Below are 24,325 nucleotides of genomic sequence, written 5' to 3' on the forward strand. Positions count from 1 at the left end.
CGCCGTTGCCGTCGCCTCAGGAACGATCGACGCCGAGCTCGCGCAGCACCGCGATGCGAAGGTCCTGGACCTGCGGGCTGGTCAGCTTGCGAGGGTGCGGGAAAGGGACGTCGAAGCTCGACTGGATGCGCGTCGGGCGCTCCGAAAGCACCAGCACGCGATCGGCCATGTGGATCGCCTCCTCGACGTCGTGCGTGATCAGCAGCACCGTGTGCCGCTCCTCCTCGAGGATACGCAGCAGCTCGCCGCGCATGCGAAGGTTCATCAGCGCATCGAGTGCCGAGAACGGTTCGTCCATGTAAAGGATCTCGGGCTTGACGACGAGCGCACGCGCCAGCTCGGCGCGCTTGAGCATTCCTCCCGACAGCTCGTGCGGGTAGCTGTTCTCGAAGCCCTTGAGGCCGACGATGCCGGCATAGTGGTCGGCCAGGCCGGCCTTGTCGCCGTGGGCGTGACCGTTGAGGCCGAACATCAGGTTCCTGCGGACGGTCAGCCACGGGAACACCGATCCGTGCTGCGAGATCACGATGCCATCCGGGCTCGGACGAGTGTGCTCGACGCCGTCGATGCGCACGCTTCCGCGGTCGGGCCGCACGAAGCCGGCGACGATGTTGAGCAGCGTCGATTTGCCGCACCCCGAAGGACCGACGATCGCCACCAGCTCCCCGTCGCCCACCGTGAAGCTGACGTCGTCGACGACCGGCAGCGGCCCCTTGTCCGTGACGAAGCCCTTGGTTATGCCGCTGACTTCAATCTTGGTGCGCATAGCGCCACTTGACCCACTTCAGCCCTTCGAGCAGCCGCATGATCCCGTCGAGCAACAGCCCGATCAGACCGATGATGATCATGCCGGCGATGACCAGGTCGTAACGGTTCCCGGCGTTGCGTGAATCGATGATGAGATAGCCCAGCCCCGACCGCAGCGCGATCATCTCGGCCGCCACCACCACCAGCCACGCCACGCCCAGGCCGATGCGCATGCCCACGATGATCTGCGGCAGCACGGCCGGGATGATCACCTGCGTGAACAGCGTGTAGCGCGAGACGCCGAAGTTCTGGGCAGCCTGCAGATAGCGCTTCTCGATCGTGTGCACGCCGGCGGTGGTCTGCACGACCATCGGGAAGACCGACGAGATGAAGATCAGGAAGATGGGCGAGGCGTTGCCGACGCCGAACCACAGGATCGCGATAGGAATCCAGGCAATCGGCGAGATCGGCCGCAGGATCTGGAAGAGCGGGTTCAGGGTCCGAAAGGCGCCTCGCACCCATCCCATCCACAGCCCCAGCGGCAGCGCCACGCAAACCGCCAGCAGGAATCCTGCGCCGACGCGGAACAGCGAAGCGCCGATGTGCTCGAACAGCGTGCCGTCGGCGACCAGCTCGAGCGTTCCCGTCACCACCTGCCACGGCGTCGGGAAGATGACGCTGCCGCTGGCGGTCACGGTCAGCCACCACACCGCCAGGAGCATCGCCAGCACCGCCAGCGACGGAAGGTACTTGCCGAGACCGTTCATGCTGCGCTGTCGCCGGCCGCCGCAGCGCCGCCCGCTGCCGCTGCAGGCCGCGTCAGCTCGCGAATGCGCCACAGGAGGCGCGCCCAAGGCGTGTCGGGATACGGATCGACGATGACGGTCATCTGACCGCTGGGATGGGCGGTGCAATCGAACTGGTAGCTCGAGGCCACGGCGAACGGCAGCCGGAAGCTCTGGCCGGGCATCATCAGCGTCGGCCCGAAAATCTGGGGCACGTCATCGAGGTTGCGCAGGACCAGGACGTCGCGAAGGCCAAGGGTCAGACGGATGTTCTCGGGCAGGATGCTCAGGTCCTCGCCCGCCATGCGTCGCTGCCAGGTTCCGTTCGGGATCTCGAACAGCTCGTCGCGGCTCGCGGACTGCACCGGAGCCATGGCCGCGACCGCCGCCAGCATCGCCACGATCACGGCCGCGCCGGCGCCGGCGCGGCGGGCCCAGGTTCTGGCCACCGGTGTTTGCCGCACCCGCACCTCGGCCTCACTTCCGCAGCAGGATGCGCAGGTCGTGCACGTAGTCCTCGGCGCTCTGCCCGTACGGCATCAGCGCGACCAGCCTGCCTGCGGGGTCGATCAGGTGCGTGGACGCCGAGTGACTGTACATATAGCTGGCACCGACGTTCTCGCGCGTGGCCGAGATGCCGAAATCGCGCCGCACGGCCGCCAGCTGGTCCTCGCTGCCGGTGCCGCCGACGAACGTCGCATCGAAGCCGCCGAGGTACTCGCGCATGCGCGCTTCGGTGTCGCGTTCCGGATCCACGGTGACGTACACGATCTGCACCTGCTCGGCATCCGCGCCCAGCTGCTTGCGCGCCCGGGCCAGCGTCGACAGCGTGGTCGGGCAGACCGCCGGGCAATTGGTGAAGCCGAAGAAGATCACGACGACCTTGCCGCGAAAGCGCTCGAGCGTCAGCTCCTGCCCGTCCGAGCCGCGCAATCGGAAATCGGGCGCCATGCGCGCGGGGCTGAACGTACCGGCCTTGAGCGGAAGCGGTTCCTCACCGGGCCCGCCTGCCTCGAGCGGCGGCGTTTGCTCATCGGACGTGCCGGCCTCCAGCGCCGGCGCTCCCTCGACGCGCCCGGCAACCGCCAGCGGCGCAAGCGACAGCGCCGCCGCAAGGACGAGCGGAAAGACCGTCCCGGCTCGCATCTCAGATCCGGATCGCAATCGGCTGCGCATTCCTGGCGAAACTCTCGTCCATGTAGGTCTCGTACGGCACCGGGTGCGCGAGCGTGCCGGCCTCCACCGACAGCTGCATCAGCTCCTCGAACTCGGATCGGATCATTCGCAGGTCGCCGTAAGTGACGCGGTCGGTCGGGTTCTCCATCACGAACTTGATGATGTTGGGATCCTGATTGAAGAAGTCGCGCCCGGCAGCAATTTCGGCCGCCTTGTCCCGGTTGGCCTGCTGCTGGTCCAGCCACACGCCGGCTCCCAGCACGTGGTTGACGAGGTCCTGCACGAGCGGACGGTCGGCGGCGATCAGCTCCTCGCGCACGGTGAGGACGCAGCAGATGTATTTCGGCCACTCATCCCGCGTCATGCGGATGGGCCTGGCATAACCGGCGCGCTGCGCGGCGGCCCCGAAAGGCTCGCCGGTGCAATAGGCGTCGACGGCGTTCGCATACAGCGCCGCCGGCATGTCGGGCGGCGCCATCTCGACGATCTCGATCTGGTCGACCGTCATGTTCTCTTCCGCCAGCATCTTGCGCAGGAAAAGAAAGTCGACGGCGAATCGGCTCGGAATGGCGATGCGCCTGCCTGCCAGGCCGCGGAACGTGTGATACGGCGAATCCGTCCGCACCATGATGACGGCGCCCGAGCGGTGGCCGAGCGAGACGATCTTCACGGGAATCTTCCTGTCGGCAAGGTCCATGACGAGCGGCGCCAGCATGTAGCCGGCCTGGATGCGGCCGGCCATCAGCGATTCCTTGATCTCGGGCCAGCCGCTGTACTTGCTGTACTCGTACTCGAATCGCGCCGCGCCCGGCGCCGCGCCGCGGTTGGCGGCCGCTTTGGCTGCGCACGCCACCGGCAGCGTCAGATTGCACGTCACCGGCAGCCCGCCGACCTGCAGCGGCCCATCGGCCTGCTCGTTGGTGCAAGAGGCCGCAGTCCACGGCAGCGCCGCGGCCGCCAGGCCGATCTTGAGCACTTGCCTGCGCGTCAGCATGCTCTCGCCATGCAAGAGATCATCCGGGCATGAATGCCCACGAAAGTCGCGGCAAGCAAATGGTCCGATCGTGCGATTTGCTACCACCGATCGCTCGGGTCATGCGCGCTCGATGGTGCAGGAAGAGCGGCGCCGCGAAGTGCTCGGCATGGCGGCGCTCGGCGCCACGGTGCTGATGTGGGGAATGAGCGCGGTGGCGATCAAGGCCGTGTCCACCGGCGGTCTGGCTACCGCGACGTACCGGCTGTGGCTGGCGATTCCGGCGCTGTGGCTGACGATGCTCGCGCCGAGCATGCGGCGGCGGCTGGACGCGCAGTGGCTGCGCGCGTCCATCATCGGCGGCGCGCTGTTCAGCATCCACCAGATCCTTTATTTCGTCAGTCTCAAGCTCACCAGCGTTGCCAACGTCACCATCATCGGCGCGCTGCAGCCGGCGCTGGTCCTGCTGCTGGCGCGGCGCATGTTCGGGGAGCCGGCGAGCCGCGCGGCGGTGTCGTGGTCGGGCGTGGCTTTCGTCGGAACGGCCATGGTGGTGATGGGATCGCCGCACGCGACGCGCTCGAGCCTCGTCGGCGATGCGATGGCCTTCGTCAACCTTTTCGCGTTCACTGCGTATTTCCTGGCATCCAAGCGCTTCCGCCAGAGCGTGCGCGCCTGGGACTACGTCGTCGGAATGACGACCGTCTCCGGCTTCGTCATCGCCGCCATCACGATCGCGACGCGGCAGGAGCTGGGCTCACCGGCGCCCTGGGAATGGCTGGTGCTCGCGTTCATCGCCATCTTCCCCGGCACGCTCGGGCACGTGCTGACCAACTGGGCGCACGCGCACGTTCCGGCCTTCGTCGCCTCGATGATCCTGCTTGCGGTGCCTGTGATCGCTGCCGCCGGCGCCTGGCTGCTGGTGGGCGAGAGCATCGGGGCGATGCAGATTGCGGGCGGCGCCATCGTGCTCGGGTCGATCACCCGCATCGTGCGCACCGACCGCCGCGCACGCACCGAAGTGCTGGTCGAAGGCGCCGCCTTCACCGAGTCGCCCTGAATGCACGCACGTCGCTGCGGCGCATGCGCAGGTTCGCCCATGCCTGCCCGCCGGTGAGACCGGCGGGTCCCCGGCCGCACGAAGCATGGCTGTCACGGGTGCGCGAACGGTCTCGGCGCGCGCTCGGCCATGACCACACGGTGGCTGGCGGCGCAGCCTCGCTGTAACGTGAGCCGGTATGCTCGAGACGCTGGCCACCATTGTCGGAACGCTGGTGGTCGTCTTCGTCGCCATCAATCTGTCGCGGCCCGAAAAGAAGATTCAGCGGCGCATGGAGCCGCTCTTTGGCACCGAGGACGAACAGCTCGAGCGCGAGATGGGTGCCCTGCTGGGGCCGGCCATTCTGGCCGGCAACCGCATCGAGGCGCTGCAGAACGGCGACGAGATCTTTCCCGCAATGCTGTCGGCCATCGCGGATGCGCGGCGCACGATCACCTTGGAGACCTACATCTACTGGTCGGGCGAGATCGGCCGGCGCTTCGCCGAGGCGCTGACCGAGCGCGCTCGCGCCGGCGTCCGCGTGCACGTGATGCTGGACTGGCTCGGCAGCGCACGGATCGACAAGGAGCTCCTCGACATGATGAGCGGCGCAGGTGTGGAGGTGGAGCGTTATCACCCGCTGCGGTGGTACAACCTGGGGCGGCTCAACAACCGCACCCATCGCAAGGTCATGCTCGTGGACGGCGCGGTCGGCTTCACCGGCGGCGTCGGCATTGCCGACCAGTGGACGGGGCATGCGCAGGACGCCGAGCACTGGCGCGACATCCACTTTCGGGTGCGTGGGCCGGTGGTAGCCCAGATGCAGGCGGCGTTCCTGGACAACTGGATCAAGAGCACCGGCCGCGTGCTGCACGGAATCGACTATTTCCCGCCGCTGCGCGAGGAAGGCACCCTCAAGGCCCATCTCTTCATGAGCTCGCCTGCCGGAGGCAGCGAAAGCATGCGCCTGATGTACCTGACCGCCATCACCGCGGCCCGGCGCAGCATCGACATCGCCTCGGCCTACTTCGTGCCGGATCAGCTCATGAGCGAGGAGCTTTTGCGTGCGCGCGAGCGCGGCGTGCGCATCCGCATCATCCTTCCCGACCGCCACATCGACGCGGTCACCGTCGGCATCGCCTCCAAGCGCGCATGGGGACCGCTGCTCGAGGGCGGCGTGGAGATCCACGAGTACGAGCCGACGATGTTCCACTGCAAGATGCTGATCTTCGACCGGCGCGTGGTCTCGGCCGGCTCCACCAACTTCGACATGCGCTCCTTCGAGCTCAACGACGAAGCCAGCCTCAACGTCTACGACTCCGTCTTCGCCGAGGAGATGACGGCGGTCTTCGAGCGCGACCTCGCTCGTACCCGCAAGTACACCTACCGCATGTGGAAGCAGCGGCCGCTGCGGCAGAAGCTCTCCGAGATCGTCATCGCTCCCATCCGCTCGCAGCTGTGACGCATCGCTGGCACCGCCTGCAGCCGTGACTGGTCGACGGCATCGCACGCAGGCGTGGGACTCGTCGACGGCATCGGGCGCCGCGTGTGACTCATCCCTTCCCTGCTCGCGGCCGTGACCGCCGGCCCCTTGCAGCGCATGCCGCGTCGCTCGCGCATCAAGCTGGGACATGCCGCCTCGCTTCGATCCGCCGCCGGCCGTTTCATTGTGGGACCTCGCCGCTCCACCATCGAGCAAAACGTCGACATTCCGCCGTCATGGCTCGTGCCGCCGAACTGGCCCGCGCATTGCTCTTCCACAGCCATCGTTCGCGCGAAGCCGAAGAGGGAACGGCAGGGGAGGCGGACGAGTTGGGGAGCGGCGGTTCGAGGAGAGCCCACGCTTTCGAAAGTGGGGAACCTGGGGAGCCGCGGGGGCGGTTTCACGGGGGACGAAGGGAAGGAATTGGCGGTCGGTCACGGGTGGTTTCAGACCGATAGCCAATGAAAGAGAGACCCCGTGCTCAGGCTCGCAGCGTGCAGGCGACCCCGAGCGCGGGGTTTCTCTTTTTCGGTGTCCACTTTGCGCTGGCGGAAGAATGGACGCGCAGCGAGCGCGCCAAGCGGCGATACGGCGATGCGGCGACGCGGCATCGAAAATCGGCATGACTGACGGTGAGCGCTCGCGTAGCATCGGGAGCTTCGGGAGGCCCCTTTCACGTTCGACATGGATCAATCGGTGACCGCGCGACGGTTCTGTCGCGCCGGCCGCGCCGGCGCCCTGGCTGCCGCGGCATTCTTCCTGACTCTGCCGGGTGCAACCGCGGGCCGCGCCATCGACGCCGGTTCCGGCCGCGCCGCCATCTGCGACCACGCGCAGCGACCGTGGTTGACCGAGCCCGATGCGGGTACGGGCGGCGCACATTCCAAGGAGCAGACCGGTGCCGCCGACGCAGGCGTTATGGTGGCCCGGGTGCTCGGCCCCCGCGACGCGGCATCTGCTCTTGCGCCCGACGTACTGGAAACGGCCTCCCGATCTGCAGCCGTCGGCGCTGCCCCCGCGTTGCGTGTCGTCACCTACAACATCCACAGCGGCCTCGGCGAGAAGCACGCGCTGCGACGCGCGCGCGAGGAGGTCGAGGCCAACCTGCGGGTAATCGCGCGCGACATCGCCGGCGGATCGGCCGAGCCGGCCGACGTCGTCGCACTGAATGAGGTCGACTTCGACTCGCGCCGCAGCGCGGGCATCGATCAGGCCGCATTCATGGCCGCCGAGCTCGAGCGCATCAGCGGCCATGCCTACGGCGTCGTGCGCGGCGAGACATGGAGGCGCAGCTTCCCCGGCCTCGATGTCCGCTTCGGCAACGCTCTGCTGACCCGCCTGCCCATCGTCTCCGCCAGCGCCTGCCTTCTCACGGACGACGGCGAGTGCGAGGCCGCGGCGGCGGCCGCCGAGCTGCCGTCGCTGCGCATCGGCGGCTGGCGCAGCCTGCTCAGCGAGCGGCGCGGCGTGATCAAGGCGACCGTGCGTGCCGCCGATCGCGACGTCGACGTTCTGGTCACGCACCTGGACCCCTTCCACGCCGCGGCGCGCGAGCGGCAGGCCCTGCACATCCTGCGACGCTTCATCGATCCCGCCCGCACCACGCTGCTGCTCGGCGATCTGAACGCGGTCTCGACCTCGCTTACCGGCAAGCGCCGCTTCTTCGCGAGCGACCGCACGATGGACATCCTGACCAGCGACACGCTCGCCGACGTGCGCGTCAGCTACGCCGCCGAGCACGGCCTGGATTCGCTCAACCGCTGGCCGACCTATCCGGCCGCCGCGCCTCAGTGGCCGCTGGATGCCGTGCTGGCATCGGTCGATCTTGCCGCGCGCGACATCCGCGTCATCGGCAGCACCGCCTCCGACCATCGCGGCCTCACGGCCAACCTGACGTTGATCGGCGGTGCCGGCCTGGCCGAGCGCCGTGCCCGACATGACCGCATCCGCGAGCGGCAGCTCGAACGCATCGTGCACTGCGACCTTGCCGGCGGCGATTCCTCGCGGGAATGGCTGGTGGCCATGACGGGATTCCGCGCGCTGCTCGCGACGGCGCAGGCAGGGCGCGATGCCTCCGCGGTCGCCACGCTGTCTGGCGCTGCCGGGGCCGAACCTGTCGCTGCCACGAGCCTGCCGCTCTATGCTGGCCATGTGGACCGTTTGATCGCAGCACGCGCCGCCGATTCGGCAGAGCATGCCATACAGCCTCAGTCGACGCGCATGCCGGTGAGGGATCCGTCCGCTGCGGGTGCACGGAGAGCGCCCCTGCTGTGACGCCGCGGTGGCGCCGCATCCAGCCGGCGCGCTTGATGCTTGGCCTGCTCGTCGTCGCCGCAGGCGCCGCACTCTGGGCCTCCTGGCCGCAGCGTCCCGAGCCGGCACCGCCGCCGTTGCCGCCATTCCAGCGAGGCCTGAGCCTGCGAGAGACTTTCGAGACGCTGCCCGGTCCCGGTCAGGAGGCTTCGCTGCGGCTGTTCACCGACAACACCGAGGCGTGGGCCGAGCGCTGGCGATTGCTCGAGAGCGCCGAGCACAGCATCGACGTCAGCTACTTCATCCTGCACGAGGACATCTTCGGCCTGTCGTTCCTCGGGCATCTGCTCGAGCGCGCCCGCAACGGCGTTTCCGTGCGCATGCTCCTGGATGCGCTCGGCACCAAGATGTCGCGCGAGATCGCCGGCAACGGCTATCTCCAGGAGCTCGGCGCCGGCAAGCGCGTCAGCCTGCGCACCTACCGCCCGCTGTGGCGCCGCTGGACCGAAGGGCTGCTGACGCTGCGACCGAGCGCGATCGTGGCCAGCGAGCACGACAAGATCATGGTCATCGACGGCAGGCGCAGCCTGACGGGCGGCCGCAACATCGCCGTCGAGTACTTCTCCGACCCACGCAAGGACGATCATGCCTTCAAGGACGTCGACGTGCGCATCGACAGCAAGCCGGTGGCCGCCGCGCTCGTGCGCGCGTTCGAGCATCAGTTCGCCAGCGAGGATGCCGTCTCCGCCAGCGGCGCCGAGTCCGAGGCCTCGCGCAGCTCCGAGCTGCTGCGCGCCTACGCCGCCATGGACCGCTGGCTGCACGGCAAGGATCCGGAGGCGGCGGATGACAGCGCCGACTGGCTCGCGCAGCTTCGCGAGCACACGCGGCTGCGCGGCGCGCTGCTGCGCGAGCCCGCACCGCCGCTGCGCGCCGAGACGCGCATCCTGGACAGCCACACCCGCTTCAACGCCCCCGACGACCAGATCACCGAGGGCCTGTGGCGGCTGGTGCAGGCGGCCACGCGCGAGATCTTCGTGCAGACGCCGTACGTCGTGCTGTCCGAGCAGGGCGTGCGCGCGCTCGAAGATGCCGCGGCGCGCGGCGTCGCCATCACCCTCGTCACCAACAGCCCGGTTTCCAGCGACAATGCCCTGAGTCAGGCGTTCTTCCTCGAGCAGTGGCCCGAGCTGCTCGCGCGCGTGCCGACGCTGCGCCTGTTCGTGGCCGGGCGCGAGCACAACCTGCACGCCAAGGCCGTGACCTTCGACGGAGAGGTGGCGCTGGTCGGCACCTACAATCTCGATCCCGTCAGCATGGCCTTCAACAGCGAAGTGATGGCAGCTGCGTGGTCGCAGCAGGTCGCGGGTCAGGTCGAAGCCACTGCCCGCGCCGCAATCGCGCGCGGGGCGCCCGAGCTCTTCGAGTATCGGATCGAACGCGATTCGGCGGGCAGGGCCGTGCGGGGTGAGGATGGACGCGTGGCCGTCCGTTTCGGCCCGCGCGATCACTGCACGCCCGAGGAGTGGGCGGCGCTGGGCGCGTACTGGACCGTTCTGAAGGCGGCGAAGGACTTCGTGGGATTCTCGCCGATTCTGTAGGCGGCGGATTTCGCGGCCGTTCCGTGCGATACGCGAGGACGCGGGTGGCACGGCCGCGGGGCGAGGGAGCAGATGTTGAGCAGACTCGGTGTGGGGACGTTGTTGCTTGCGGGGGTTTTCCTTCTTCCCACCCTTGCCGATCCGTGCGGGCGGCCGCTGACCTATCGGATCGGCGAACTGGATCTGCGCTTCGGGCTGCCGCGTCACGAACTGATGGAGGCCATGCGACAGGCCGAGGCAGTCTGGGAGGAGGCCGCCGGGAGGAACCTCTTCGATTACGCCGCCGACGGCGAGATCGCCGTCCATCTCGTCTACGACGAGCGCCAGGAGACGGCCACGACCAACGAGAAGCGGAAGGACGTCATCGACCGGGTCAGCGAGACCGCCGAGCAGGTACGGGAGCGCCGTGAGGCGCTGATCGACAGGCACGAGCGCGCACAGAAGAAGTACCTGGAGGCGCGCGCGGAGTTCGACCGGCTTCTGGATGAACACAACCGCGACGTGAAGCGATGGAACGCTCGCGGCGGCGCCACCGGAGCGCAGCTGCAGGCGCTGCGGCTCGAGGCCGAGGAGCTCGAAGAGTCGGCCGCGGCGCTCGAAGAGGAGCGCCTGCGTGTCAATGCGATGGCCGAGGAAGCCAACGCGCTCGCCAACCGCTACAACGAGCTCGCCCACAAGGTCAACGAGCACGTGGAGGCCATCAACGCGACGGCAGGCCAGGAGTTCAAGCAGGGCCGCTACGTGCGCGATCGCGACGGCACGCGCATCTACATCTTCGAGTTCATCGGCGAGAAGGACCTGGTGCACGTGCTCGCGCACGAGCTCGGGCACGCGCTGGGCCTCGAGCACGACGACGACCCGCAGGCCATCATGTACGGCTTGAACGCCACTGTGGCGGTGGAGCCGACGCCCGGCGACATCGCGGCCTTGCGCGAGCGCTGCCGGCTCTAGCGCCGCGACTGATACACATCCGAAGCTCGCGTCCGCTTCGGCTGCGATCGGCAATGGCAGCCGAGCCTGGTCGATCGGCGTTCGGAATCGGGAGACACCGCATCAGGTCGGGTGTACATCGTCGCCATGCGAAAGATCGCCGTGGTTACCGGAGCATCGGCAGGCATCGGGGCAGCAAGCGCGCGGCGGCTGGCGGCCGACGGCTTCGACGTCGTCATCGGCGCCCGCCGCACCGATCGGCTGGCCGCACTGGCAAGCGAGATCGGCGCGCGATGGGCGCCGCTGGACGTGACGAATCAGGCCAGCGTCGATGCGTTCTGCGCACCGCTGCCCACCGTGCACGTGCTGGTGAACAACGCAGGCGGCGCCAAGGGCCTGGCGCCGCTGGCCGAGGCGAACGAAGAGCACTGGCGGTGGATGTACGAAACCAACGTTCTCGGACTGATGCGCATGACGCGCGGGCTGCTACCGGCGCTGGAACGCTCCGGCGACGGCCACGTCGTCAACGTCGGCTCGATTGCCGGCATCGAGACCTACGCCGGCGGCGCGGGCTACACGAGCGTCAAGCACGCGGTGCGTGCGATCAGTCACACGCTGCGTCTCGAGCTGCTGGGCCGGCCCGTCCGCGTAACCGAGATCGCGCCCGGACTGGTGGAGACCGAGTTCAGCCTCGTGCGATTCGATGGCGATGCTGAACGCGCATCCAAGGTGTATGCGGGCATGCAGCCGCTGACGGCCGACGATATCGCGGACTGCATCTCCTGGGCCGTGACGCGCCCGAGCCACGTCAACATCGACTACATGCTGGTCAACCCACGCGCGCAGGCGCGCGCGACCCTGGTTCACCGCGAGCAGAAATAGCCGCGCGGCTCGTCGGCACGAACTTCACGCCACGCTCGGCTGAGCTTCCTGCGCGCAGTCGGCTACGTATCGCTCCAGGCAGCTCTGCAGCGAGGGCAGCAGCACGCCGCGCTCGCTGCCGAGCGCCGAGTAGCGCGGGCGCGGCGCTACCGACGTGCGCGCGCGCGTGGCGCGCACGAGCGAGGCCGGGTAGCCCTGCAGCGCGGCCAGCCGCAATGCCAGCTCCGCCCAGCTCACCGCATCCGGATTGGCGACGTGCCACAGGCCGGTCTCGCCGTCGATGAGCAGGTCGAGGCAGATGCGCGCGAGCTCGGGCACGTACGTAGGAGTGACGACCTGCTCGGGATCGGCTTCGACGACGGTGCCCGAGCGCCAGCAGCGCGTGGCGTGCTTGAGGAAGTTGTGCTCGTCCCACGGGCCGAAGAACGCGCTGGTGCGAACGATCAGCGCGCCGTCCCACGACGACAGCACCAGCTTCTCGGCCTCGGCCTTGCTCTCGCCGTATGCGTTGAGCGGGCGAGGGCGGTCGCTCTCGACGTACGGCCGACTGCTCGAGCCGTCGAAGACCAGGTCGGTCGAGAACGTCATCATCGGAAGTTCCAGGCGGCGGCACTCGCGCGCCAGCACCGCCGCACCTTCGGTGTTTTCGCGGAAGCAGCGCATGCGGTCGGACTCGGCATCGTCGACGCGCACGTAGCCGGCCGTATTGACGACGGCCCACGGCCGTATGCGCTTCAACGTGGCGAGTACCGATTCCGGATCGGCGATGTCCATCTCCTTGCGGCTGACGAGTCGATACGGGATCGCGCGCTGGCGGCACAGCCTGGCAAAGGCGCGGCCGAGAGTGCCGGTGGCGCCGGTGATCAGGAGCGGCGTTCCACCCTCGTCCTGCTCGAGGCAGTCCTGGTCGGCTTCGCGACTGGTGCCCGCGAACGCGCGGCAGGGGCGTCGCCACCACCCGCGATGCGACAGCACCGGGTGTGCGTAGGCTCCGGCGATCGAATAGCTGCGGATCATGTCGGCCACCGCGGTACGGCGGGGCTGGCGGTCGGGCGTTCGCAGGTCGAACGCGCCCGACTCGTAATAGCCGGCGTCGCGCGTGACCAGTGAGTTCCAGTCAAAGGATCCCAGCAGCGCCCACGGCGTGATCGCCCGCACGTCGGCGCCGGCGTCGCGCGCGCGGTGCGCGCCGTACCACGCCTCCTGCAGCCAGCGCAGCTGGTCTTCGCGCGTGCTGTCGATGTGCACCTCGGTCAGCGCCACGGGAATCCGGTACCGTTCCCACGCCGCCGACAGCGCCTTCTCGTGTCCGCTGATCTCGATTCCCAGCACGCGCACGGTTTCGACGTCGGCATAGACATCGCGGCCGTTGCCGCCATGGCTCCACGCCGGATAGGCGGCCAGGTTCTCGTCGAGGTGGCGGTCGCTGGTGACGTAATAGTTGATGCCGATGATATCGGGCGGGCACGGCCGCTCGAGCAGGTCCGCGAGCGCGCGTTCGCCGACGGCCTGAGCCAGCGCCGGCCAGAAAGGATGATCGACATCGACCCTTCCGCACAACAGGTCGAAGCCGAGCCAACGCCGCGCGTTATCGAAGTCGGCCTGATAGCGCAGCCGCGGCGTCGACGTGGTGGTGCCGAGGTCCTCGGTCTGCACGAGCCGCGCCTGCGGCTGCACGGCACGGATTTCGCGCATGGCGGCGGCGGTGGCCAGACACTGGTTGACCAGCGCGCGCAGGAAGCACGCGTGGTCCTGCATGTGCGGATACCAGTGTCCGTACAGCGCGCTGAAGCGGGCAGTGGTCAGGGGCTCGTTGATCGGGGTGTAGTCGAGCATCCACGGATACCGCTCTGCGACGGCGCGAGCGTACTGCGCGAGCTTCTGCGGAAGGTCGACGTCGAGCAGATCGGTGTTGGAGGGACCGCTTCCGTGGTGAATGAGGCCTGCGATCGGCTCCAGTCCGAGCGTTCGCAGGCGTTGCAGGCGCTCGTCGGGCCAGCTCCAATCGGCGCGAGCAAGATCGCCTTCGGGAGCGACGGTCTCCCACAACACCGGATACCGCAGGCGGCGCGGCGCGAGCTCGGCAAAAAGATCGAGATCTTCGATGCGCCATCGGTGGCCGGACCGTGCCATCTGATCGAAGCGCTGGTCGCGCACACGGTTGACGGTGCATTCCACACCCGCCCAGATTTCGATGTCGCCTCGCACAGGAGTCAGGGATCGCATGAGGTAAATGCTACGTTGGCCCGTGCAGGCCGTGAAGACGGTTGCCGGCGGCGGTGGGGCGCGTGGGGACGATGCCTCGATTTCTACCCGGGTTGTGGGTACGATCGTGCGCGTCGCCGCACCTGAACGGTCCGCATTACCGATGGTGCCCGCTGTCGAACGAGGACGCGGGCGCGGCTACTCGTCGCCCATGACGAGGCCTTCGATGTCGTGCTTCTGAATGACGGGCTCGAGCTTGTCGACGATGCGGCACACCAGATGCTCCCGCACCGACGCCGGCAGCGCATCGTAATACTCGCGCGTCACCATCGGGTCGTGCAATGCGGCGTGCCCTGCACCTGGCGCGTCGACACCGAGCACCAGCACCGGGCGCGCGATCGGCGACGGATGCGGCGTGCCTCGATGCACCGTCAGCGCCGACCTGCAGCTGATGTCGCCCGCCTTCGGATATTTGCGGACGCCGCGCTCCTCGTAGCGCGGCCATTCTTCCCTGGGCGGAAACATCTCGTGCTTCCAATGCCGCCCGTCGTCCCACTGCGTGCCCGGCGCGATCTCGAACGGTCCCATGTCGGGCGTGACGTCGACACCGGTCATGTTGAACGCCAGCGAGGTGATGCGGCGCTGCTCGTACGTCTCGGGCGGAGACGGAAAGTCGCGGTGCCAGGGCTGGCGCCGGGCTCCCTGGAATGGAACGTCGAAGCCCAGCTCGACGACCTCGTAGTCCGGGCCCAGAACCTGCTCGCACATCGCCGTCACCCACGGATGCGTCACGAGATCGACGAAACCCGCAAGCTGTTGCGGGTGGATCTCGACATACCAGCGCCGCGGGCCGCGGCCGACCGAGCCGCCCGGAATCTGAATGGCCGCCCAGAACGCGGTCATGATGTCCTCTCGCATCTGCTCGACCCACTCGCGAGAGAAGGCGCCCGAGAGCGCGGTGATGCCGTCGCGGTAGAGCTCGGCGACGGCAGAGGCTGCATGGGGGTTGGTGGCGAGCTTCGTGTCCGCTTCGTTTGCGCGATCGGTCGAGGTGCTCATGGCGGCCCACAGTGTGCGACCGCCGGCTGCGAATTTCCATGGCCGAACGCGGCGTGCACCCTCACCGGCGGCTGCGATGCGCGCCGCGCGTGCGCGCCACACACCCGAAAGACTCAACGCGCACGCTGGTCCTGGATCTGGAACAGACGGAGTTTCCCGCCTCCGCGACCGCACCGACGCACGCAGGCGCATCGATGCTGCCTCGGCAAGGGCGGCAGGCAATGCCGCCGTGACCGCGGCGAGGCCGCCGCTACTCCACGTACACCACGAGGGAACGCACGTTCGTCACGCCCGTGGAGTTGAAGATGTACTCGCCGGTCTGGCCCTTGGCCAGAGTGGTGATCGCACCGCCGAGCGCCACCAGGCCATCACTCTGGCGCAGGTAGTCCAGCCCCATGCCATTGATGGCGATGTCGACGACGTGAGCGAGAGAGCTGTCGGCGACGAGGGTTCCATAGACGGTGCCGTCGCCAAGATCGGCAAAGGCGGCCAGGCCGCCGGCGCCGGTGAGCGTGGCGATCGGTGTGGCGATGGCAAAGAGCGTGTACGTCTCGCTCGGATCGGCGCTGTTGTACGGGGCCTGAACATCCGGCGCGGTCGATAGATGGAGCAGCCCGCTGGTGATGTAGCCATCCAGCGAAGACAGGTCGAAGACCAGATAGTTGCGAAGCTCGCTGCCGTTGACGCCGGCGTACCAGCCCACCGCGTAGCCATTCGAGCTGCGAGTGCCGGCGGCGTTGTAGAAGCCGACCGAGGTTGCCGCAAAGCCGCGCTGATTGCTGCAGCTGAGCGTGGGCGGCAGGCTGCCGACGGCGACGCGCAGCACTGCCAGCGCATCGACGGCCGTGACCTGGCCGTCCAGGCTCAGGTCCGCCTCCGGGACTTCCTCGACCTGTCCGACGCCCATCTTCAGAGCCAGCAGCCCGTCGCTCGCGCTGACGTTGCAGTCGCCGGTCAGCTCGCCGCAGAAGAAGATGGTCTGGTAGCCGGGACAGTTGCCGCCGGCGCGCGCCGGCAGCGTCGTCAGGATCAGCGCCAGCGCGGCAGCGAGGCCGGCCAGCGCCGCAATGCGCGGGTTGCGTGCAGTGAATGCGGAGATCATCGTTGGTGCCCTCCGTGCGCTAATTAGCGCAAGATCCTTCGGCACGCCACGGTGTGGCCGTGCAAAGTCGCGGCTGCAGCGTCGATGCCGGGCGCTCGAGGTGCCGTCGTCCATCGTCGCGCCAGAGGAACGACGAGAAGCTGAAGATTTCTTACGGCTACGCCGTCTTGCTGGCAGCAGGATGAAGCGTCACTATCGCACGAACGGCTCCGCGGGCCCGACGGGATGATCGATGAAATTTAGAATCGTCTTAGGAATGGCTGCGGATGGAACGATGGTGGCGGCGGTCCCGTCCTTGCCCGGCTGCATCTCGCACGGCACCACACGCAAGGAGGCGGTGATGAACGCCCGCGAAGCCATCGCGGGCTACCTCGAGAGCCTGCGCGAACGCGGCGAGCCGATCCCGCCGTTCACCGACGAAGAGATCATCGACATTCCGACCTGAGTGCGTGCCGGGGCTGTTCATGGCCCATCCTGGCTGCAGACTCCCCAGTCATCGTCCGCATCGCCAAGGGCGGCGTGGCTGCGTTCGCACACGGTTTTGGTGACGCGGGGCTTGTCGCAGCTCTCGATGTCGACGCAGACGACGCCGGAATCGCAATCCGGATCGGAGCCATTGGCGGAGAGCTCGCTGTCGCGCACACCGATCGGCAGCGATGGGTCGCACTCGCTCACGCGCATGCCCGACAGGCCGTTGCCGCGGATGACGGAGTCGGTGATGCGCACCAGCAGGTCGGCGTAGCGCACGCCGTCGCTGGCGTTGTTCAGAATGGCCGAGCCGTCGATGCGCAGCCGGCCGGGATGATAGGCGGACCCGAAATAACTGACGATGCCGTTGTCGCCGTTGCCGTCGATGGTGGAGTCGAAGACGTTGACGCGGCCGAAAATGCGAAGGCCGTCGAGGCGGTTGCCAGTGACGCGCGAATTCGACAGTCGCAGGCCCTTCGGCGCACACACGCCGGTGCCGCCGCTGGAGATCGTGCTGTCGGAGATGATGACCTTGTTGCCGTCGACCAGACAGCCGTTGCCCGTCTCGGCGCCCGAGACGTCCATGTTGCGCGCGATCAACTGTCCTCCCAGCGCAAGCACCGTCCCTTCCTGCGTGAAGCGATCGAGGATGATTCGCCCGGGGCGTCCGCTGACCTGGTTGTCCAGGATGGCTCCGCGATGCGTGCCTGGGCCTCGGATTTCGCACGACCAGAGGCAGTAGATGCGGTTGCCGCTGATCGTGAAGCCGCGAAGGTCGAGGCTGGCGTTTTCGAGCCGGACGGAGTCGGCGGTGGTGCAGCTCAGGTTGCGCGTCAGAAAGCCCGTATCGTTGACCACGGCCTGTCCGCAGGAGGTGATGGCTACTTCGGCGCCGCCTGCCGATGCCCGGATCGTGATGGCAATGACGAGCGCGGCACGAGCACCGAGTGATGCGTGTTTCATGGCGAGGCCCTCCGCCGTCTCGACTAGCAGGGTGGCCGAAGACCGGTCAACGGCGTTTCTGGCTCCGATGCGAAAAGACGCCGAACCCAGGCTGTCCGTGGCGTAGACAGCGCCTGACGAACGTCACAGCGGTGTTTCGCACATGGCACGGCGGCCACCGCCGCAGGCCCTGCCCGGCGCTCCTCTAGCGAGCCTCTTCGGTCCCCACCAGCCAGGCCAGGATCGCCTTCTGGATGTGAAGGCGGTTCTCGGCCTGCTCGAGCACGATCGAGCGCGGGCCGTCGATGACGCTGGCGGTGATTTCCTCTCCACGATGGGCAGGCAGGCAGTGCATGACGACTGCATCGGACGCGGCCTTCGCGACCACCGCGTCGTTGATCTGATAGCGCGCGAACGCCTTTCGGCGCCGCTCGGCCTCCACCTCCTGCCCCATGCTCGTCCACACGTCGGTGTAGAGCACGTCCGCGCCTTTGACGGCCGCGGCCACGTCGTGCGTGATCAGGATGCGGCCTGGCGCGGCGGCTTCGGCCTCGGCCAGGATGTCGGCGTCGGGCTCGTAGCCGGCGGGGCAGGCCAGGCGGAAGTCGAAGCCGAGCTTGACGGTGGCAAGCAGCCAGGAGTGAACCATGTTGTTGCCGTCGCCCACGAACGCGACCTTGAGACCCTCGGTGTTCTCGCGCAGTTCGATCAGCGTCAGGACGTCGGCCAGCACCTGACACGGATGATAGAGGTCGGAGAGGCCGTTGATGACGGGTACCGTGGAGTTCTGCGCCAGATCGACCACCGACTTGTGCGAGAACGTGCGTGCCACGATGACGTCGACCCAGCGCGAGAGGTTGGCGGCGATGTCGGAGACCGGCTCGCGCGTTCCGAGCTGGATGTCGCCGGGCGCAAGGTAGATGGCATCGCCGCCGAGCTGGTACATGCCGGTCTCGAACGTCACCCGCGTTCGCAGGCTCGGTTTTTCGAAGATCATCGCCAGCGTGCGTCCCGTCAGCCAGCGGTGCGGCCGACGATTGCGCACGTCGTCCTTCATGCGGCGCGCGAGCGCGACCAGGTGCAGGATCTCCTCGCGCGACAGATCGCGCAGCGTGACGAGGTCTCTCTTCATGACTTCACCGCCTCGGCGATGGCCAAAGCGCCTTCTTCGGCCTCCGCCTGCGTCAGCACCAGCGGCGGCAGCAACCGCAGGACGCAGCCGGCCGTGGCGTTGGCGATGACACCGCGCTCGAGCAGCCGCTGCACCACCGGCCGCGCCTCGCTCGTCAACTCCACGCCGATCATCAGGCCCTTGCCACGAATGTCGACGACCTTGTCGCAGCCGGCCAGCAGCTTGCGCAGCCGGTTCATCAGGTAGTCGCCGACGCGCGCGGCGTTCTCGGTAACGCCGCCTTCGACGAGCTCGCGCAGGACGGCCACGCCAGCCGCGCAGCAGACGGGGTTGGCGCCGAACGTGGTGCCGTGCGAACCCGGAACCAGGCCCGCCGCCACTTCCTCGCGCGCGATCACTGCACCGAGCGGAAGACCGGCCGCGATGCCCTTGGCCGTGGTCAGGATGTCGGGCATCACGCCTTCGTGCTCGTAGGCGAAGAGCTTGCCGGTGCGGCCGTTGCCGGTCTGCACTTCGTCGAGGATCAGCAGCACGCCGCTGTCGTCGCAGATCCTGCGCAGCGCCTTCAGATAGCCCGGCGGCGGCACCAGGATCCCGCCCTCGCCGATGATGGGCTCGACCAGCACGGCGGCCGTGTCGGCATCGATGGCGGCGGCGATCGCATCGGCGCTGCACGGCTCCACGTGCACGAACCCCTCGAGCATCGGGCCGAAGCCTTCCTTGAGGCCGTCCTGCCCCGTGGCCGACAGCGCGCCGTAGGTGCGGCCGTGAAAGGAGCGGTGCACCGAGACGATCTTGTAGCGTCCCTTCGCATGCCGGCGCGCCATCTTGATCGCGGCCTCGTTGGCCTCGGCGCCGCTGTTGCAGAAGAAGGCACGGTCGCCGAACGTCAGCTCCACCAGCCGCTCCGCCAACGCCGCGCCGGGCTCGTGGTAGTAGAGGTTGGACGTGTGCATCAGCCGCTCGCTCTGCTCGCGGATGGCGGCAGTGACGCGAGGATGCGCGCATCCCATCGAGGAGACGCCGAGGCCCGAGAACAGGTCGAGGTAGTCGCGGCCGTCCTCGCCGCGCAGTCGGCAGCCCTTGCCCGAGACGAACGCGACCGGGAACCGCGCGTAGTTGCCGACCAGGTACCGATCGCTGCGCGTGATGATGGAGCTGGTGCTCACTTCTTCGCTCTGGCGGCCGACATCGGTCCGCTCTTCTTGGCTGCACGGCCCGGCGCAGCCGCTTGCTTGATTGCGCCGGCGCCGGCCTTGTTGCCGCCAGCGGTCCTTGCGCCCGCGGCCGTCGCGCCCTTGCCGGCCGTCGATCTCTTGTCGAGAAGCACCTCGGTGCCGACGCCGCCGGTGGTGAAGATCTCCAGCAGCACCGCGTGCTTCACTCGTCCGTCGATGATGTGCACCTGCCCGACGCCGTTCTCCAGCGCATGAATCGCGCACTCGACCTTGGGAACCATGCCCGAGGCGATGGAGCCGGCCTTGATCTGCCGGCGTGCCTCCTCCGCCGACAGGTACGGCTGCACGTCGCCTGCGCCGTCCTTGATGCCCGCAACGTCGGTCAGGAGAATCAGCTTGTCGGCCTTCAGCGCCGCAGCGATCTCTCCTGCGGCCACGTCGGCGTTGACGTTGTACGTCCCGCCGTCGTCGTCGGTCGCGATCGGCGCGATCACCGGAATGAAGTCGGTGCCGGCGATGCGCTCGATGATCTCGGCATCGACGCGCTCGATCTTGCCCACCAGGCCAACGTCGACGAGCTCGGCCTTCCTGCCTTTCTCCTCGACCTTGACCTTGAGCTTGCTGGCATGCAGCAGGCGGCCGTCCTTGCCAGTCAGGCCGATGGCCTTGCCGCCGTGTCGATGGATCATGCCGACGATGGTCTTGTTGATCTGGCCGCCGAGCACCATCTCGACGATCTCCATCGTGTCCTCGTCGGTCACGCGCATGCCGCGCACGAAGTGGGTCTTGATGCCGTGCTTGGACAGCGCCTGCTCGATCTGTGGGCCGCCGCCGTGGACGATCACGGGCCGCAGCCCGATCGAGCGCAGCAGGACCACGTCCTCGGCAAAGCCGGACTGGAGCTGCTCGTCCAGCATGGCATGGCCGCCGTACTTGATGACGACCGTGCGGCCGGCAAAGCGACGCAGGTATGGCAGGGTCTCCAGCAGTACGTCGGCTTTGGCGATCAGCTCATCCATGGTGGCCGTCCTTGCGCGCGGGATCTGCGCCGCCACACGGTGTCGGCATCCATCTGGTGGCTTTGGGCCGCGCGCGAAGCGCGAGGTTATAGCGCGGCAGGTGAATGCCTGCCAGCCGTTCGGCGATGCACTGTTGCTCCTCGGCCGGCGCATCGCCGGCCGGGCGGCCCAGGCGCGGCCGCGCGCTGCGCGTGCGGTCGTCGCCGGCGCCGTAGCGTCCGCCAGAGCCGCGGAGTGTCGGAGACGCTGCATCGGCGGCGCGGGGCGGCACGGCGGTGCAGCATCAGCGGATTCGCTGCGCGTCGGCGGGAGCAGGGTCGCGCTGCGGGTGTCTCCGAGGGCGCGTCGCTGCAGGAAGCGGGGTCGGCTTGACGTCCTTGCGGAGGCGATGGACCGCGATGCCCTGCGCGCGCATCAGCGGCCGGCGAAGCTCGCGGTAGCTGCGCAGCAGCGTCGGCATGCCCGGCGGCTGCATGCGCGAGGTCAGGATGAAGTCCGGGAGACGTCCGTCCTTGAGCGGCAGGAAGCGGCCCTCCTCGCGGACGCGTTCGGCCATGTACCTGCGGATGCGCACCGGGAAAAAACCGTGCTGCGTGTGATTGGCAGTACGGTTCATCGCCAGCAGGTGCAGCGAGCTGACCACATAAACGGCCTTTCCCTTCTCCAACAGGCTGCCGACATAGGCCGCCGCTTGTCGCTGCTCGGCCAGTCCGCGCCCCCGATACTGCTGATAAGGCCGCGTGGCAGCCCAGCCGAGCGCGATGACTGCAGCCAGCACGAGGCCGCCGGCACGCAGCGCACCCTTGGGCATCGCGACCGCGCGGGCCGCCAGCGGTCGCAACGCGTTTGCCACAGCTGCCAGCGCCCATGCATCGGCCAGCGCGATGAAAGGCAGGATCAAGAAACGATCCGGAAAGCCCTGGTAATCGAGCACGATGAACGTCAGGGTGCCCGTGGCCGCAAGCATCAGCGCGATGCGGTCGGGACGCGCGCTCGTCCACCGTCGCCGCAACGCGGGCGCAGCGAGAGCCAGCACCCACCACGTCGCCAGCACCGCCGAGTACAGAGCCATCGCGACCATGCGCACGCCGCGCCCTTCCTCCATCGAGAAGATGCGCGTGAGGTTGAGCTCGAGATCGGGCGCGTCCTTTCCGTACTGCGCCGGGAAGATCAGGCTCTGGTACAGCTGCTCGCGCAGCGCGCCGTGTGCGAGAAAGTACGTCTCGTAGCACAGCAGGGGCAAGACGGCGCCTGCCAGCATCATGGCGACGTCACGCCTGGCACGCGTGCTGGTCCAGCCCACGGCGAGCAGCGCCACCGGCAGCACGAGCAGCGCCGGCTGCCAGGTCAGGAAGCAGGTCGAGGCGAGGGCGCCGATCAGGAGCGGCCGCCGCGTCGTCATGGCCAGCATCCACGCGATCAGGAAGAAGACCAGGACCACCTTGGGCCGTGAGCCGGCGACGGCGAGCGACAGATAGTCGGTGAAGAGCAGCAGGACCATTGGCGCCACGAAAGCGGCCAGCCGGCTTGCGAAGAGCCTCCACGCGCACAGCCAGAGCATCGGAAATGCGGCGGCGGTCACCGCCATCGAAAGCGCCCGCGCCGACATCAGATCGTCGGCGCCGACGATGCGGCCCAGGCGGATGGCCGCCGCCGTCAGCAGCATGCTCAGCGCGTTCTTCGGATCGAACTCGGAGATATGGGGCGGCACGCCCGAGGCGGCGCGCTCGGCAATGAAGAAGTAGACCTGCGTATCGACGATGACCGGCATGTCGGCCGGGTTGAGCTTCCAGAACGTCACCGCCGCGGCCAGCACGAACGTGGCGGCGACGGCGAGATCGGTTCGGGTCATCGCAGGCATCGGGGCATGGCAATCGGTTCGCAGAGCAACGGTTTCGGGCCGACGTCGCGTCAGTCTATACAAGCCGCTGCCGGTTTCCGACTCATGGACGAGCGCTCGCGCATTCCTGCCTCTTCATCGATCCGCAGATTGGCCGCCGTTCTGGCATGTTCCCTGGCGGTGATGGTGGCGGGGCTTTCGTGCACCTCCAGTGAGCCTGCCGCGCGCCATCCCGTGTTCATCATCGGCGTGGACGGGCTGGAATGGCGGCTGGTGCGCGAGATGCTGGCCGAGCGCCAGCTGCCGAACCTGGCGGCGCTGCTGGAGCGCGGGCGCTATGGGCAGCTGGAGACGATGCATCCGAGCATGTCCCCGGCAATCTGGACCAGCATCGCCACCGGTGTCTCGCCCAGGCGTCACGGCATCCGCACCTTTCTGAAGCCGCGCGGGCAGCTCTACACGAACCGCGACCGACGCACGAAGGCGCTGTGGAACATCGCGAGCGAGCACGGCCGCCGCTCGCACGTGATCGGCTGGTGGATGACGTTCCCGGTCGAGCCGATCAGCGGCATCATGGTCGCGCAGGTGAACTCGTCGGTGAGCGGTGACCGGCAGCCCGATGCGATCTACAAGGGCGGCATGGTTTCGAGCCTCGAGCATCAGGTGCATCCGCCCGAGCTGTCGCAGCGAATGCTCGGCATCGCGGCCGAGGTCGAGGCGGACCTGAACGTCATCGCCGATTCCATCTTCGCGGCGCCCGTCCAGCCGCACGCCGATGTGGCGACGCTGTGGAAGCAGAGCCTGTGGTCGGTGCGCGCCGACGCGACCTACGAGCGCGTGTCGCTCGAGGCCCTGAAAGTGCAGCCGGACGTGGATCTGTTCATGGTCTACTTCGGCGGAACCGACGTGCTCGGCCACCGTTTCTGGCGCTGGACCTATCCGCGCGAGTTCCGCTTCCCGCCCTCGGCCGAGAGCCTGGCGGCGTACGGCAGCGTGATGACCGACTACTACCGGTACATGGACGAGGTCATCGGCCGTATCGTGGAGGTCGCGCCCGAGGATGCGACGATCATCGTCATCAGCGATCACGGCATGGGCCCGGCCAATCGCAAATCACCGTACGATCCGGAGGCCAAGGGCACGCGAGCTCGTTCGGGAGCGCATGGCCGCACAGAGGCGTTCCTCGCGCTTGCCGGTGCCAACATCGCGCCGACCGAGCCGGAGCGCGACCTGACGCGGCTCCAGCCGGAGGATGTCGACGACCTCGGATCGATCTTCGACGTGGCGCCCACCGTTCTGGCCCTGCTCGACCTGCCGGTTGGCCGCGACATGGAAGGGAAGGTGCGAAGCGAGCTTCTCGATCCGGCTTTCCTGGCTGCGCATCCGCTGCGCTACGTTCCCACGCACACGCCGCCTGACTGGAAGGAGGCGCGCCGGATGCCGCAGGCGCAGACGCCGGCCGAGCAGGAGCGACTCGAGCAGTTGCGCTCGCTCGGCTACATCCAGTGAGC

The 24,325-nt window shown here is 68.1% G+C and carries 21 protein-coding genes; 8 read left to right on the forward strand and 13 right to left on the reverse strand.

The window, feature by feature from the left end:
- Window positions 1-16: 16 nt before the first annotated feature.
- Genes VEC57_07120 through VEC57_07140 form a run of 5 tightly spaced genes read right to left on the reverse strand, consistent with a single transcriptional unit; the run spans window position 17 to window position 3,702 of the window.
- Window positions 17-766 carry an ABC transporter ATP-binding protein gene (locus tag VEC57_07120; protein ID HYB98894.1) on the reverse strand — a complete coding sequence of 250 codons (750 nt, stop codon included), beginning with the start codon at window positions 764-766 and terminating at the stop codon, window positions 17-19.
- The gene (locus VEC57_07125; protein HYB98895.1) at window positions 750-1,514 is read right to left on the reverse strand and encodes an ABC transporter permease; all 765 of its coding nucleotides are present in this window, start codon (window positions 1,512-1,514) and stop codon (window positions 750-752) included. The genes VEC57_07120 and VEC57_07125 overlap by 17 nt, the downstream gene beginning before the upstream one ends.
- A complete protein-coding gene (locus tag VEC57_07130; protein ID HYB98896.1) occupies window positions 1,511-1,981 on the reverse strand; it encodes a hypothetical protein in 471 nt (156 codons plus the stop codon). Before VEC57_07130 ends, VEC57_07125 begins: the two co-directional genes overlap by 4 nt.
- A gap of 28 nt (window positions 1,982-2,009) precedes the next feature.
- A complete protein-coding gene (locus VEC57_07135; GenBank protein HYB98897.1) occupies window positions 2,010-2,678 on the reverse strand; it encodes an SCO family protein in 669 nt (222 codons plus the stop codon).
- 1 nt (window position 2,679) lies between these two features.
- Window positions 2,680-3,702: an ABC transporter substrate-binding protein gene (locus VEC57_07140; GenBank protein ID HYB98898.1), complete on the reverse strand. Its 1,023-nt coding sequence runs from the start codon at window positions 3,700-3,702 to the stop codon at window positions 2,680-2,682.
- A 70-nt stretch (window positions 3,703-3,772) separates the two neighbouring features.
- Between VEC57_07140 and VEC57_07145 the strand changes: the two genes are divergently transcribed.
- The 6 genes from VEC57_07145 to VEC57_07170 all read left to right on the forward strand — a co-directional run bounded on the left by VEC57_07145 (window position 3,773) and on the right by VEC57_07170 (window position 11,869).
- The gene (locus VEC57_07145) at window positions 3,773-4,741 is read left to right on the forward strand and encodes a DMT family transporter (protein HYB98899.1); all 969 of its coding nucleotides are present in this window, start codon (window positions 3,773-3,775) and stop codon (window positions 4,739-4,741) included.
- A 178-nt stretch (window positions 4,742-4,919) separates the two neighbouring features.
- Window positions 4,920-6,182, forward strand: a complete 1,263-nt coding sequence (locus VEC57_07150; protein ID HYB98900.1) for a phospholipase D-like domain-containing protein — start codon at window positions 4,920-4,922, stop codon at window positions 6,180-6,182.
- Window positions 6,183-6,899: 717 nt separating this feature from the next.
- The gene (locus VEC57_07155) at window positions 6,900-8,477 is read left to right on the forward strand and encodes an endonuclease/exonuclease/phosphatase family protein (GenBank protein HYB98901.1); all 1,578 of its coding nucleotides are present in this window, start codon (window positions 6,900-6,902) and stop codon (window positions 8,475-8,477) included.
- A 35-nt stretch (window positions 8,478-8,512) separates the two neighbouring features.
- Complete coding sequence (locus VEC57_07160; GenBank protein HYB98902.1) at window positions 8,513-10,057, forward strand: phosphatidylserine/phosphatidylglycerophosphate/cardiolipin synthase family protein; 1,545 nt, start codon at window positions 8,513-8,515, stop codon at window positions 10,055-10,057.
- 72 nt (window positions 10,058-10,129) lie between these two features.
- Window positions 10,130-11,008, forward strand: coding sequence for a matrixin family metalloprotease (locus tag VEC57_07165; protein HYB98903.1), 879 nt, complete (start codon window positions 10,130-10,132; stop codon window positions 11,006-11,008).
- Window positions 11,009-11,134: 126 nt separating this feature from the next.
- Entirely contained in the window at window positions 11,135-11,869 is a 735-nt protein-coding gene (locus VEC57_07170; GenBank protein ID HYB98904.1) for an SDR family NAD(P)-dependent oxidoreductase, read from the forward strand.
- Between the two features lie 24 nt (window positions 11,870-11,893).
- Here VEC57_07170 and VEC57_07175 read toward each other — a convergent pair whose 3' ends face one another.
- The 3 genes from VEC57_07175 to VEC57_07185 form a co-directional block, all read right to left on the reverse strand.
- On the reverse strand, window positions 11,894-14,095 hold the full coding sequence (locus VEC57_07175; GenBank protein HYB98905.1) for a family 1 glycosylhydrolase: 2,202 nt from the start codon (window positions 14,093-14,095) through the stop codon (window positions 11,894-11,896).
- Window positions 14,096-14,272: 177 nt separating this feature from the next.
- Window positions 14,273-15,133, reverse strand: coding sequence for a phytanoyl-CoA dioxygenase family protein (locus VEC57_07180; GenBank protein HYB98906.1), 861 nt, complete (start codon window positions 15,131-15,133; stop codon window positions 14,273-14,275).
- A gap of 250 nt (window positions 15,134-15,383) precedes the next feature.
- Window positions 15,384-16,235, reverse strand: a complete 852-nt coding sequence (locus VEC57_07185; GenBank protein ID HYB98907.1) for a hypothetical protein — start codon at window positions 16,233-16,235, stop codon at window positions 15,384-15,386.
- Window positions 16,236-16,491: 256 nt separating this feature from the next.
- On the opposite strand from VEC57_07185, the gene VEC57_07190 reads away from it, so the two are divergent.
- Complete coding sequence (locus tag VEC57_07190) at window positions 16,492-16,680, forward strand: type II toxin-antitoxin system HicB family antitoxin (GenBank protein HYB98908.1); 189 nt, start codon at window positions 16,492-16,494, stop codon at window positions 16,678-16,680.
- A 17-nt stretch (window positions 16,681-16,697) separates the two neighbouring features.
- Here the strand turns inward: VEC57_07190 and VEC57_07195 are convergent, their stop codons facing one another.
- From VEC57_07195 to VEC57_07215, 5 genes are all read right to left on the reverse strand, one after another.
- Window positions 16,698-17,666 (reverse strand): right-handed parallel beta-helix repeat-containing protein, encoded by a 969-nt coding sequence (locus tag VEC57_07195; protein HYB98909.1) that lies wholly within the window; start codon window positions 17,664-17,666, stop codon window positions 16,698-16,700.
- 184 nt (window positions 17,667-17,850) lie between these two features.
- On the reverse strand, window positions 17,851-18,777 hold the full coding sequence (argF, locus tag VEC57_07200) for an ornithine carbamoyltransferase (GenBank protein HYB98910.1): 927 nt from the start codon (window positions 18,775-18,777) through the stop codon (window positions 17,851-17,853).
- The gene (locus tag VEC57_07205) at window positions 18,774-19,946 is read right to left on the reverse strand and encodes an aspartate aminotransferase family protein (protein ID HYB98911.1); all 1,173 of its coding nucleotides are present in this window, start codon (window positions 19,944-19,946) and stop codon (window positions 18,774-18,776) included. The genes argF and VEC57_07205 overlap by 4 nt, the downstream gene beginning before the upstream one ends.
- Complete coding sequence (gene argB / locus VEC57_07210; protein HYB98912.1) at window positions 19,943-20,974, reverse strand: acetylglutamate kinase; 1,032 nt, start codon at window positions 20,972-20,974, stop codon at window positions 19,943-19,945. Before argB ends, VEC57_07205 begins: the two co-directional genes overlap by 4 nt.
- 283 nt (window positions 20,975-21,257) lie before the next feature.
- Window positions 21,258-22,826 carry a hypothetical protein gene (locus VEC57_07215; protein ID HYB98913.1) on the reverse strand — a complete coding sequence of 523 codons (1,569 nt, stop codon included), beginning with the start codon at window positions 22,824-22,826 and terminating at the stop codon, window positions 21,258-21,260.
- A gap of 138 nt (window positions 22,827-22,964) precedes the next feature.
- Here VEC57_07215 and VEC57_07220 point away from each other — a divergent pair, with 138 nt between their 5' ends.
- Complete coding sequence (locus VEC57_07220; protein HYB98914.1) at window positions 22,965-24,323, forward strand: alkaline phosphatase family protein; 1,359 nt, start codon at window positions 22,965-22,967, stop codon at window positions 24,321-24,323.
- The last annotated feature ends 2 nt before the right edge of the window (window positions 24,324-24,325 follow it).

The sequence above is a fragment of the Candidatus Limnocylindrales bacterium genome, assembly GCA_035626395.1.
In the GTDB taxonomy this organism is placed as follows: Bacteria; Desulfobacterota; Binatia; order UBA1149; family CAITLU01; genus DASPNH01.

What these genes read in the sequence shown, in the direction of transcription:
- VEC57_07120 (HYB98894.1), bottom strand. Translation starts at nt 766, where the DNA reads ATGCGCACCAAGATTGAAGTCAGCGGCATAACCAAGGGCTTCGTCACG.
- VEC57_07125 (HYB98895.1), bottom strand. Translation starts at nt 1,514, where the DNA reads ATGAACGGTCTCGGCAAGTACCTTCCGTCGCTGGCGGTGCTGGCGATG.
- VEC57_07135 (HYB98897.1), bottom strand. Translation starts at nt 2,678, where the DNA reads ATGCGAGCCGGGACGGTCTTTCCGCTCGTCCTTGCGGCGGCGCTGTCG.
- VEC57_07140 (HYB98898.1), bottom strand. Translation starts at nt 3,702, where the DNA reads ATGCTGACGCGCAGGCAAGTGCTCAAGATCGGCCTGGCGGCCGCGGCG.
- VEC57_07150 (HYB98900.1), top strand. Translation starts at nt 4,920, where the DNA reads ATGCTCGAGACGCTGGCCACCATTGTCGGAACGCTGGTGGTCGTCTTC.
- VEC57_07160 (HYB98902.1), top strand. Translation starts at nt 8,513, where the DNA reads ATGCTTGGCCTGCTCGTCGTCGCCGCAGGCGCCGCACTCTGGGCCTCC.
- VEC57_07165 (HYB98903.1), top strand. Translation starts at nt 10,130, where the DNA reads ATGTTGAGCAGACTCGGTGTGGGGACGTTGTTGCTTGCGGGGGTTTTC.
- VEC57_07170 (HYB98904.1), top strand. Translation starts at nt 11,135, where the DNA reads ATGCGAAAGATCGCCGTGGTTACCGGAGCATCGGCAGGCATCGGGGCA.
- VEC57_07175 (HYB98905.1), bottom strand. Translation starts at nt 14,095, where the DNA reads ATGCGATCCCTGACTCCTGTGCGAGGCGACATCGAAATCTGGGCGGGT.
- VEC57_07180 (HYB98906.1), bottom strand. Translation starts at nt 15,133, where the DNA reads ATGAGCACCTCGACCGATCGCGCAAACGAAGCGGACACGAAGCTCGCC.
- VEC57_07185 (HYB98907.1), bottom strand. Translation starts at nt 16,235, where the DNA reads ATGATCTCCGCATTCACTGCACGCAACCCGCGCATTGCGGCGCTGGCC.
- VEC57_07190 (HYB98908.1), top strand. Translation starts at nt 16,492, where the DNA reads ATGGCTGCGGATGGAACGATGGTGGCGGCGGTCCCGTCCTTGCCCGGC.
- VEC57_07195 (HYB98909.1), bottom strand. Translation starts at nt 17,666, where the DNA reads ATGAAACACGCATCACTCGGTGCTCGTGCCGCGCTCGTCATTGCCATC.
- argF (HYB98910.1), bottom strand. Translation starts at nt 18,777, where the DNA reads ATGAAGAGAGACCTCGTCACGCTGCGCGATCTGTCGCGCGAGGAGATC.
- argB (HYB98912.1), bottom strand. Translation starts at nt 20,974, where the DNA reads ATGGATGAGCTGATCGCCAAAGCCGACGTACTGCTGGAGACCCTGCCA.
- VEC57_07215 (HYB98913.1), bottom strand. Translation starts at nt 22,826, where the DNA reads ATGACCCGAACCGATCTCGCCGTCGCCGCCACGTTCGTGCTGGCCGCG.